Source organism: Shewanella colwelliana ATCC 39565, from assembly GCF_000518705.1.
Classification (GTDB): domain Bacteria; phylum Pseudomonadota; class Gammaproteobacteria; order Enterobacterales; family Shewanellaceae; genus Shewanella; species Shewanella colwelliana.
Genome location: NZ_KI912482.1, coordinates 77746 through 89573 on the forward strand (window position 1 = coordinate 77746; position 11828 = coordinate 89573).

At 47.2% G+C, this 11828-nt stretch carries 9 protein-coding genes and 1 pseudogene; 7 read left to right on the plus strand and 3 right to left on the minus strand.

The window, feature by feature from the left end; all coding sequences use genetic code 11:
* A pseudogene (locus L876_RS22860) lies at window positions 1–216 on the plus strand (hypothetical protein); the annotation flags it as partial.
* 274 nt (window positions 217–490) lie between these two features.
* Here L876_RS22860 and L876_RS0120200 read toward each other — a convergent pair.
* The 3 genes from L876_RS0120200 to fadI all read right to left on the minus strand — a co-directional run bounded on the left by L876_RS0120200 (window position 491) and on the right by fadI (window position 4387).
* The gene (locus L876_RS0120200) at window positions 491–679 is read right to left on the minus strand and encodes a hypothetical protein (protein ID WP_156029457.1); all 189 of its coding nucleotides are present in this window, start codon (window positions 677–679) and stop codon (window positions 491–493) included.
* Between the two features lie 272 nt (window positions 680–951).
* A complete protein-coding gene (gene fadJ, locus L876_RS0120205) occupies window positions 952–3072 on the minus strand; it encodes a fatty acid oxidation complex subunit alpha FadJ (protein ID WP_028765458.1) in 2121 nt (706 codons plus the stop codon).
* Window positions 3073–3076: 4 nt separating this feature from the next.
* On the minus strand, window positions 3077–4387 hold the full coding sequence (fadI, locus tag L876_RS0120210; protein ID WP_028765459.1) for an acetyl-CoA C-acyltransferase FadI: 1311 nt from the start codon (window positions 4385–4387) through the stop codon (window positions 3077–3079).
* A gap of 405 nt (window positions 4388–4792) precedes the next feature.
* Here fadI and L876_RS0120215 point away from each other — a divergent pair, with 405 nt between their 5' ends.
* Genes L876_RS0120215 through L876_RS0120240 form a run of 6 tightly spaced genes read left to right on the plus strand, consistent with a single transcriptional unit; the run spans window position 4793 to window position 11745 of the window.
* The gene (locus tag L876_RS0120215; RefSeq protein ID WP_028765460.1) at window positions 4793–5749 is read left to right on the plus strand and encodes an AAA family ATPase; all 957 of its coding nucleotides are present in this window, start codon (window positions 4793–4795) and stop codon (window positions 5747–5749) included.
* Window positions 5749–6678 (plus strand): DUF58 domain-containing protein, encoded by a 930-nt coding sequence (locus L876_RS0120220; RefSeq protein ID WP_028765461.1) that lies wholly within the window; start codon window positions 5749–5751, stop codon window positions 6676–6678. The genes L876_RS0120215 and L876_RS0120220 overlap by 1 nt, the downstream gene beginning before the upstream one ends.
* Window positions 6679–7170: a DUF4381 domain-containing protein gene (locus L876_RS0120225; protein ID WP_028765462.1), complete on the plus strand. Its 492-nt coding sequence runs from the start codon at window positions 6679–6681 to the stop codon at window positions 7168–7170.
* Window positions 7164–8165 carry a vWA domain-containing protein gene (locus L876_RS0120230; protein WP_028765463.1) on the plus strand — a complete coding sequence of 334 codons (1002 nt, stop codon included), beginning with the start codon at window positions 7164–7166 and terminating at the stop codon, window positions 8163–8165. The genes L876_RS0120225 and L876_RS0120230 overlap by 7 nt, the downstream gene beginning before the upstream one ends.
* Complete coding sequence (locus L876_RS0120235) at window positions 8165–10120, plus strand: vWA domain-containing protein (protein WP_037429437.1); 1956 nt, start codon at window positions 8165–8167, stop codon at window positions 10118–10120. The genes L876_RS0120230 and L876_RS0120235 overlap by 1 nt, the downstream gene beginning before the upstream one ends.
* Window positions 10114–11745, plus strand: a complete 1632-nt coding sequence (locus L876_RS0120240; protein ID WP_028765465.1) for a BatD family protein — start codon at window positions 10114–10116, stop codon at window positions 11743–11745. Before L876_RS0120235 ends, L876_RS0120240 begins: the two co-directional genes overlap by 7 nt.
* Window positions 11746–11828: the final 83 nt, after the last annotated feature.

Consider the following 11828-nt stretch of genomic DNA (forward strand, 5'->3'; position numbering starts at 1 on the left):
AAACCGCTAGAAGTTGCAGGCTACCCGCATGTAAAGTTTAAGCCGCTTGAAGTTGCAGGCTACCCGCATGTGAAGTTCAAGCCGCTAGAAGTTGCAGGCTACCCGCATGTAAAGTTTAAGCCGCTAGAAGTCGCTGGTTACCCGCATGTGAAGTTTAAGCCGCTAGAAGTCGCTGGTTACCCGCATGTCAAATTCATCAACTCAGCTGTTGCTTAAGTTTAAGGAGAATGATTATGTTAGATTCACTAAAGAAAGCTCTTGGACTTAACCACAAACCAGAGCGTAAAAAAGTACAACTTCCAGCTGGGTTAGATCACCTAGAAGTGATCCCAGCAAAAGGCTGGTGGAACTAGTTGGAGCATCAATCATCACCAACTCCAAATAAATAAAAAGGAGCATTAGTGCTCCTTTTATTTTTATTCAAGTCGACAATTTACCTTTCATAGGAATGATCAAATAGATAGGAAATTGATAACAGGGTAGACAAGGGTTAAAGCGCTATCTGAACCGACCCTTTACCTTGGGCACGCTTAATAGCGAAACGTTTGTGGGTATTGAACAAAGGGTACCCAATAGGCCCCAACATTAAACCGATAGCAGCCCAGCGTTTAACGCCCAGCCCAGCACGAAATGCTAAGTTGCCCATCACCACACTACTGACGGCCAGTATACCAGCCACTAATACCACCACTTATTACACCTCTACTTCAATAAGTTAATGATGCCACCAATTAAACGTTTACTTGGCAGCATATATCATTACTAGCCTAAAGCGCTTACTTCCTTTAGCAAGTATGTTACCCAACGATAACTGACTAGGAAGGATGCCATCAAACAAGCGCGTATGATACCCAAAACCTTGCCAAAAATGAACAAAAAACAGGCAAACATATTCCTCTAGACATAAAAAATGCGGCATTATGTTGCCGCATTGTTAAGTGGTATAAAGTATTATGAATGGAAACGAGATCCCGTTTCTGCCATTTCAACTAACGTGGCACACGGTTTAAAGCGCTCTCCATGATGCTGGGCATACTGGTTTAAGCTTTCAACCAGCTTAGCCGCCCCCATTGTATCAATGTAGCGGAAAGGCCCCCCCAAGAAAGGTGGGAAACCAATACCAAAAATAGCACCGATATCACCATCACGGGCACTCGCAATAATCCCCTCTTCTAAACATCGCACCGCTTCATTAAGCATCTGCACCACACAGCGCTGTACAATTTCAGCTGCATCGCTAGTAGCAGTTGGCGTGATCCCCAGTACAGCATATACCGATTCATCAACCAGTTTCTTCTTCGACTTAGTGCCATATTGGTAAAAACCTTTACCATTTTTACGCCCTTTACGATCATCACCAAGTAACTTGTCAAAAGCGGTTGGCGCCTGAAAGCGTGCACCAAGCTCTTTTTCAAGAATTGGAGAGATCTTCGCACCAACGTCAATGCCCACTTCGTCCAGTAACGTCATTGGGCCAACAGGGAATCCAAATTTCACTAAGGCTTTATCAAGATGCTCGACGCTCTCGCCCTGCAGCAACAGGTTTGCCGCCTCATTCATGTATAAGGCTAAGATTCGGTTAACATAGAAACCGGCACCATCTTGAACAACAATAGGTGTCTTACCCTGCTTGCGCGCAAATGCGACGGTGGTCGCAATTGTTTCAGCAGAGGTTTTCTCATGAGCAATAACTTCAACCAGAGGCATTTTCTCTACTGGCGAAAAATAGTGCAAGCCAATCACATTCTCTGGGCGTTGCGCTGCTTCGGCGATCTGAGAAATTGGCAACGACGAGGTATTTGATGCAAAGATGGTATGTTCACCACATTCACGTTCAACATCCTTAACCATCTGATGCTTTAAGCCTAAATCTTCAAATACGGCCTCAACAACGATATCAGCGTCTTTGATCCCTTTATACTCAGTGGTTGTCGTCATTAACGCCATGAGATTGTCACGAGCTGCAGACGTCATGTGACGACGTTTAACGCCTTTATCTAACAATTTATAGGCATACGACAGTGCGTTACTTAAACCTGTTTCGTTAATATCTTTTACGCGAGCAGGAATTTTGGCTTTAGTTGTAGTTACCGAGGCAATACCGCCCCCCATTAAACCACCACCCAAAATCATGGCTTTCTTAACGGGTTTGGCTTGCACGTCACCAGCACCGCTCTCTTTTTTCATCTCTGTGGTTGCAAAGAAAATGCTTCTTAACGCTTCAGATTCTGGTGACATAACCAAATCAGCAAAATGCGTAGCTTCCACCTCTAGACCTTTAATCAGCCCTTTCGTCATACCTTGACGAACACAGTCAATGATCTTCTCTGGCGCTGGATAATTACCATGGGTTTTCTTGTTAACTTGCTTTAGCGCTTGGTCAAAAATAATATTGCGCCCAGCAGACGTGCCCTCTAAAACGCGATTGACCATAGACGCTTTGGCTTTCTTGGGCATTTTTTTACCGCTTAATGCCATCTCAATGGCGGTACGCAGTAAAATCGACTCAGAAACGACATCGTTAACTAACCCCATTTTAAGTGCTTGTTTAGGGCGAAGCTGCTTACCAGTTAACATCATATCCAGTGCAGTCGTAATACCGACTAACCGGGGCAAACGTTGGGTGCCGCCCCCGCCCGGTAACAAGCCTAACTGAACTTCGGGCAAGCCCATCATGGTCTTAGCGCTATCGGTACACACACGCATATGGCAAGCTAAGGCAAGCTCTAAACCACCACCTAAACAAGGGCCGTTAATCGCTGCAACCACGGGAATAGTGAGTGCTTCTAAGGCCAAAAAGACTTCATGCCCCTGTTGTGACAGCTGTTTCGCATCATCAGCCGATGTGCAGGCATCAAGCATGGAAATATCGGCGCCAGCAACGAATGAATCTTTTTTGCCTGAGATAATCACCAAACCTTTAATCTGATGGTCACTACGGATTTCAGTCAGCACTTCACTGATCTCAGGGCCAAATTCTGCACGTAACGTATTCATGGTTTCGCCAGGAACATCCATCGTTAATACAGCAATACCGTTCTCGTTACGACTTAATGTAAAACTCTTATCCATGAGATCACTCCACTTCTACTATCATTGCTGCACCAAGACCACCCGCAGCACATGCGGTTGCTAAGCCTGTTCCACCACCACGACGTTTTAATTCGCGACACACTTGGGTAATTAAACGTGTTCCCGTTGCAGCAAACGGATGACCATAAGCCAAAGAGCCGCCCAGTACGTTAAACTTGCTCATGTCTATTTCACCAATGGCACGGTTGCGACCCAACTTTTCTTCGGCAAACTTTTTAGAGCCAAACATCTGCATGTTGGCAAGCGTTTGCGCGGCAAACGCCTCATGCATCTCGATCAGGGTCAGATCTTCAAGCTCCATCCCAGCGCGCTTTAGCGCAAGAGGTGTCGCATAAGAAGGCCCCATTAACATATCTTGCCAAACATCAATGGCAGTAAACGCATAGCTCTTAATGTAACCAATAGGTTGATAACCTAACGCTTTAGCGCGGCTTTCACTCATCAAGAGTACAGCTGATGCACCGTCGGTCAGCGGCGTACTGTTTGCAGCAGTAACCGAACCATGTTTACGGTCAAACGCTGGTCTGAGTTTGGCGTAAGATTCAATCGAAGAGTTTTCACGAATATTGTTGTCACGGTCAATAAATGACTTATACGGCGGTACGTGAGCGGTCATCACCTCATCACGCAAATTACCTGAATTCCATGTTTCTGCAGCAAGACTGTGTGAACGAAAAGCCAGCGCATCTTGATCAGCGCGGCTAATATTGTATGTCTTCGCCATCTGCTCTGCGGTTTGTCCCATTGACAAGCCAGTAGAATATTCAGCAACCGCTGGCGGCACAGGCAAAAGATCTTTTAAACCTAAGCGACGAAAGATAGCAAGTTTCTGCCCAAAACTGCGGGCTTTATTCAAGTCAACCAAGGCGTGAGCCAGTTTTTTGGACACGCCAATTGGCAACACCGATGATGAATCAGCACCACCTGCAATACCGATATCGATATTGCCCGTCATGATAGACTCTGCGACATTAACGGCTGATTGAAAACTGGTTGCACAGGCACGCGTGACACTGTATGCATCGGTGGCGACATTCATGCCAGTACCCAGAACAATTTCACGTGCAATATTAGGCGCTGCAGGCATCTGTACCACTTGCCCATAAACAAGTTGCTCAATCTCTTTTGGATCTAACTCAGACCGTGACACTAGCTCATTGACAACCATTTTGCCCATGTCCAATGCCGAAACGCCGTGAAACGCGGTTGCTTGTTTAGCAAAGGGGGTTCGCAGGCCCATCACAATCGCAATACGATCGCCCTTTGCATTTCTCACTTGCTGTAGATCACTCATCTTTTGCCCTCATGACACGCCTAATCGAACAGTTTCTCTTGGCGCAATTATTATTGTTCCCTTACCCAATGATTTAGCTCATGTTAATAAAGCCATCAAAACAGGTCAGACCATCAAAGTGTGATCTGATTCTAACTTCTTATTTAAAAGTTTTAAACACCTGTTTGGTTTTTAGTCGGTGAAATTAAAAAAATAACAGTATTAACAATGTTTAATAAAATAAAATTAGTCCCTTTGATCGGTTTAAATCCCTTTGTAAGCATGCTAACTTATTTTCCACGAATCTGATTTCTATCGATAGTTAATGCCTAATTGGACAACAACGAAGACTAGCCAAACCCTATCTGAATTTTTTACCATATTAGCTGTCTATAGCTCACATAATTTATAAAACCGAGTAGCATCATGCCTTTGAGTCGATTTCATTCATTACGCGAATACCTAGATACAGTTATCTTAGGTCAACCTGTTCTTACCGAAAACTTACTTATTGCATTAATCGCTGACGGACATCTTTTGGTCGAGGGCCCGCCAGGCCTAGCAAAAACCCGTGCAGTAAAAGCCTTGAGTGATGGTGTTGAGGGCGACTTTCATCGCATTCAGTTTACTCCTGACTTACTGCCAGCAGATTTAACCGGTACTGATATCTATCGCGCGCAAACGGCTACCTTCGAGTTTGAGGCTGGCCCTATCTTCCATAATCTGATCCTCGCCGATGAGATAAACAGGGCGCCCGCTAAAGTGCAATCGGCGCTATTAGAGGCGATGGCTGAGGGGCAAGTAACCGTTGGTAAACACAGTTACAAACTGCCTAAGCTATTTTTAGTGATGGCAACACAGAACCCGCTTGAGAACGAAGGCACCTACCCGCTGCCAGAAGCGCAATTAGATCGCTTTTTAATGCACTTAAACTTAGATTACCCTAGCGCCGAAACTGAATTTAAGATCATGCGCTTATCTCGTAATGAAGCGCTATCTCACGATATTCCTACGGTAAAACCCATCGTCCAAGACGAGATTTTTGCAGCCAGAGCGGCCGCCCTAGCTATCTATCTAGCCGAGCCGCTAGAGCAGTATATTGTCAGCATTGTCATGGCCACTCGCCAACCACAACAGTATAGCGATAGCCTTGCCAACTGGCTTGAATATGGCGTCAGCCCCCGTGCAACTATCTCTATTGAGCGTTGCGCTCGCGCTCGCGCATGGTTAATGGGACGAGATTACGTCTCGCCTGAAGATATTCAGGCAGTCGTTCCTAATGTGCTACGTCACCGTCTGCTGCTCAGCTATCAAGCGCAGGCAGAAGGCATCAGTGCCGATCAGGTCATTAGCCATATTCTCAGTCAAGTCGCGGTACCTTAATGTCAGCAGTGCAACTACCTCTATTTGCCGATGGTGTTTCACTGACTCAGCAAGAGCTATTGGCGTGTCAAAATATCGCCAGAGCACTACCTGAGAAGCGAACAAAAGCGCGTGCGTCCCTAGCGGGTCATCGTGCGAGCAGCATCAAGGGACGCGGGATGGAGTTTGCTGAAGTGCGTCATTATCAAAGTGGTGATGACGTACGAACTATCGACTGGCGAGTCACTGCCAGAACCGGTAAAGCTCACACCAAGTTATTTGTCGAAGAGCGCGAACGCCCTGTACTACTATTACTCGACCTAAGCCACAGTCTTTACTTCGGTTCCAGTCTAATGCTGCAATCAGTTCAAGCTGCGCACCTTTCCGCCACCCTGGGCTGGAGCGCTATCGGCAATGGCGACAGATTAGGGGCATTGATAGCCAGCGAGAAACAACATATTGAACTCAAACCCCGTAGCCGCCAACAAGGTATTTTGGCGCTTATCAATGCTATGCAAGCTGTCCACCAGCAGCAACTCGATGCATTAGATGAGGTGCAAGCCGAGCCAAACCATATCTACAAAGCTTGCCTGCGCCTAAGACGTATCGCCAAGCCTGGCTCATTAGTGTGGATCATTAGCGACGGAACGCACTTCACACCCGACTGTTTGGGACCGTTAGCTGAGTTAAAGCGTCATTGCGATATCGGAGCATTTTTAATTACCGACCCGCTTAAACAGGGCAAGATAGCATTGCCTAAGCAGTTTCAATTACCAGTGAAAGATGGTGACAGAGAGCTGGTATTAACGCCCCACAGTTATCAATCATGGCTCAAGGTACAACGCCAACATCAACAACAGTTTATAAGTATGATGACCCAACTAAACGCGCAGCCACGCACTATTGATGCGGGTATCAATCTGCAGCAACAGCTAGGAACTTTCAGATAGATGCAAACGGCAACTCCCCCCACATTGGCTAGCATGCAAGATATCCAAACACCGCCCGATATAGGTAATTGGCCACTCGCTTATGGCTACTGGCTAGTTATTTTAATTGCAATAACCCTTATCATTCTAGTCTGCTTTGGGTTAATTAAACGCCATAAACAACGGGCCATAAAACGTGCAGCGATTAATGAACTAGCACAATTGAAGCTTGATGACCGTCAATTCGCGTCACATGTTAACGCACTACTCAAGCGCTGTGCCATGAGCCATGGCACCAGAGAACAGTTCGCACATCTTGATGGCGAACCATGGTTTACCTGGCTTAATAGCAAAACTGCAGCACCCGACACTACCTTGACCTCATTACTGGCCAAACGCTATCAACCAATGCCGCTGTCTCAAGATGAAGCCCAGCAACTTCACGATGCGGCTAAACGCTGGCTGCAACAAGCCCTACCGCTTAAAGCGCTTAAGGGGGATACAGCATGTTGACCTTAGCTTGGGCATGGCTGCTACTGCTACTACCATTACCACTTTTATTTGCCAAACGTGTTCATGTTCAGACCGCCACCAGCGGTCACTTGCAGCTACCGGGCAGCAGTGAAACCTTGCAGAAAACCGCTGCACAGCGACAACGAAAATCGCTGCTGCCATATTGGCTAATCTGGGTATGTTTAGTCACTGCCGTTGCTCGTCCCCTTTGGGTTGGCGATCTAATTGAACTACCGAGCAAAGGCCGAGATCTTATGCTGGCTGTCGATCTCTCTGGCAGTATGCAGATTGAAGATATGGTACTAGATGGCAAACCTGTAGACAGATTCAGCTTGGTTCAGCACCTCATGAGTGACTTTATTGAGCGCCGCCAAGGTGACAAGATTGGACTGATACTGTTTGCCGACCACGCCTATTTACAAGCGCCACTGACACAAGATAGACGCTCTGTCGCCCAGTTTTTATCGGAGGCACAAATTGGTCTAGTGGGCAAACAAACTGCGATTGGCGAAGCGATTGCACTTGGAGTTAAGCGCTTTGACAAGGCACAAGAGAGCAACCGGGTGCTGATCCTCTTGACTGATGGTTCTAATAACTCTGGTAGTATTACCCCAGAACAAGCCTCAGAGATCGCCGCAAAACGTGGTATCACTATTTACACCATAGGTGTGGGTTCAGAAGTCATGGAGCGCCGTACCCTTTTTGGTAAAGAGCGGGTTAATCCCTCGATGGATCTTGATGAAGCCCAATTGACTAGTATTGCCAACACCACCGGCGGTCGCTATTTTCGTGCGCGTAATGCCCAAGAACTAGCACAAATTTATCAAGCAATTGATAGCCTTGAACCGACCGATAGTGAGCAGTTAAGTTATCGGCCTCAATCAGAGCTATTCTATTATCCCTTGGCCGCAGCACTCCTAATTAGTGCACTGATGATGCTATGGCGACTGCCTATGATTCAATCACTCACCTATTTAACAAAACGGGAGGCATAATGATCCACCTACTGCGTCCTGAATGGCTATTGGCACTCCTACCGCTCGCGCTGCTTCTTTTTGTTGCGCGACGCAGTACAGGACAACAATCAAATTGGAACAAATACATTGCACCGCACCTTGCAAAACGGTTAGTCGGGCACTCATCCAACGCCAAACGTAACGACCTAAAGGTCATCGCTTTTTGCTGGTTGGTAGCAGTTATCGCCCTCTCCGGCCCCGCTTTTACCAAGCAGAGCTTACCTGTATTTGAAGCCAATCAAGGACGAGTGATCGTCATGGATATGTCGCTGTCGATGTATGCCACAGATCTGGTTCCTAATCGCCTTACCCAAGCTAAATTTAAGGCCACCGATCTGATTACTGGGCTAAAAGAGGGCGAAACAGGTTTAATCGCGTACGCTGGCGACGCATTCACTATTAGCCCACTGACACGAGATAAGGCCACGCTACTAAATTTATTACCCACCTTATCACCGCAAATCATGCCGGTTTTGGGCTCTAACTTACCCGTAGCCCTCACTCAGGCTAAAACCCTGCTGAGCCAAGGTGGGCATCTGCGTGGTGACGTCATACTATTAACCGATGGCGTATCAACAACGCAGGTTAATGAAGCTAAAAAAGTATTTGAAAACAGCCAATACCGCTTGTCAATTATTGCGCTTGGTAGCAGCCAAGGTGCAGCAATTCGCCCACCCGATGGTCAGTTAATGCGAGATAAAGTCGATCAAGTCGTGGTCGCTAAAACAGACTACTCGCTATTGAAAGAGATTGCGGTTGATAATGGTGGCAATCTATTCCCTTATCGTGCCGATGGTGAAGACTTAGTTCAGCTTTATCAGTCGTTAACCCAAAGTCCGTCCAATAAAAAATCGGATCTAGAAGGCGAAATCTGGCAAGATGCTGGGCCTTTTATTGCCCTGCTACTACTGTTACCCGCACTGATGAATTTTAGGCATGCTGTCGCAGCTCTGGCCTGTTTACTCTTGTTTACGCCACCAACACCTGTTTACGCCAATAGTTGGCAATCGCCTTGGCAGACTAATGATCAACGCGCTATGCAAGCCTATGAGCAACAAGATTATCAACAAGCCGCTGCGCTATTTAGCGACCCGAACTGGCAAGGCGCAGCCTTGTATAGAAACGGACAATATGAAGAAGCGTTAGCGCAGTTTGAACAAGATAATTCCGCCACAGGACTTTACAATCAAGGCAACAGTCTGATGCAATTGCAGAATTACCAAGCAGCGATAGAAAAATACCAACAGGCACTCAAGAAACAGAGTGATCTTACGGCCGCCAGCGAGAATTTAGCCTTAGCGGAACAACTCGACGCACAGCAAAAACAGCAGAATCAGCAGAATCAGCAGAATCAGCAGAATCAGCAGAATCAGCAGCAAGATGATCAAAACCAGCAGCAGGATGATCAACAAGGTAATCAACAAAATGATTCCCAAGGCGAGTCGCAAAATCAGGGCCAGCAAGACCATCAACCCACTGACGAGCAACAGCAGTCAGAGCAGCAGCAATCCTCATCGGATCAAAGCCAAAGCCAGGAGGATAATGCCCAGCAACAAGACGCTTCCTCACAGCAATCTAATGAGGCCTCCTCTGCCAATAATGAGGCCCCAATGAGTGCTGAGCCAGAGACTAAAACGCCTACGACCGCTTCTTCGCCGCAAGATGAGGAAACTGAGCCTGACGATACCTCATCGGCTCAGCAAATGGCAGACGCCCAACCTCAATCGGCTCCACAAGAGCAGCCCCCATCAGACGCATCCCAAGCCTTGCAAGCGGCTGACGCGCCAGCACCAGATGATTTACCGCTAGAGATGCAGCGAGCACTCTCATCGGTTATTGATGATCCTCAGGTGCTGCTGCGCAACAAAATGCAATTGGAATACCAAAAACGTCGCCGTCAAGGCCAGACTTCAAAGGATACCGAACAGTGGTAATACGCACGCTTTCTATTTTAGCCCTTTTGGCACTATCACTTTCAACTTCCGCCTATGCGCTCACTACGCTGGAAACCTCTGTAGACCGAAATCCAGCAATAGAAGGTGAGTATTTGGTGCTTAGCATAAAGGCTGATGATGACGTCGATAACGGCAGCTTAGATACCTCTATTCTGCTAAAAGACTTTATTGTTGGGCGCACCAGTGTGAGCAGAAGTACTCAAATCATGAACTTTGACGCCAGTAAAGAAACCCGCTGGCAAGTGTTGCTCGCCCCCAAGCGTGCCGGAATCATAGAGATCCCAGCGCTCACCATCAAAGGGGTGAGCTCAGCGCCAATAAAACTCACCGTTAGCGCGCCAGGTAGCCAACCGCAGCAGATGAAGAGTCTATTCATCCGCAGCAGCCTCTCATCGGAAGAAGCTTATGTCGGTCAGCTCATTACCTATAAAGTTAAACTCTATCTCGCAGTGGAGTTGCAGCGTGGCGTACTGAGCGCGCCTAACGTTGAAGGCGCCCAACTCAAACAGCTAGGTGAAGATATTGATACCACCGAGATTTTGGATGGCAGACGTTACCGAGTCATTGAACGTACCTACAGTATTATTGCCGATACGCCAGGCAAACTTACTCTTTCTGGTGCCAGCTTTTCTGGCGATGTCTTAGTTGAGGCGGCACGCCGAGGCGGCATGTTCTCCTTTAATGAAAGCCGCCCCATGCAAGCCAAAGCAGCACCAAGCGAAGTGACCATTTACCCCATTCCCAGTGATTATCATGGTAAATGGTTAGTCAGTGATCTTGTTGTGCTAAAAGAGGATTGGCCTGCCTCGCAAACATTTGAAGTCGGTGTACCTCTCACGCGTAATATCACGCTGTTGGCGTCAAATACCGATGAAACGAGTCTGCCCGAACTAAGCATTAATCTGCCTGAAGGTTTTAAACAATATCCTGAAAAACCCCAACGTCAAACCTTTGTCAGAGAAAAGCAGGTCGTGGCGCAGCTGAAACAAATCACTGCTATCGTACCGACACAAGCTGGCAGCTATACCTTGCCAGAAATTAAGGTGCCTTGGTGGAATAATCAAACCAATAAGCAGGAGTTCGCCACGCTTCCAGCCCGCACCATTACCGTCAGCAGTTCATCATCAACACCTGAGGTTATTCCCTCAACGGTGGATACGACGGCAGCGAAATCTCATGGCTATTGGCAAGTACTAACCGCTATTTTTGCACTGTTATGGCTTTCCACTCTACTACTGTGGCGCCGTCACATCCGTAAACTGAAACTTGATCACGTTAGCCCACCTACCACGACTAAGCATAGCCACTCAGAAACGCCGTCAATGCTTGGTATTGAAGCTGCCTGCCGTAGCAGGCAAGCTGGTGCAATCATCCTGGCGTTACAGCAGCATTTCAGTGCTCAGTTTGCTAACAAAATGACCCTTGCTGAAATAGCAGGCTTAACACCAGCCCTTGGTTCAGCGATTAAACAGCTACAACAAGCGGCTTATAGTCCAGCCACGCAACATATCGATGGTCAGCAGATCCTCGATGCCGTTAAAAATTGCCCAATGGTTGCCAGAAAGACGGCAAAAAGTGCACTCAATCCGTTAAATCCTCTCTAACAAACTTGCCACATGTTAGCCTATCGAGGTAGGGTGAGCCCTACCCCGATAGCGCACATCACTTAGTTATTAATAGAGTGAGT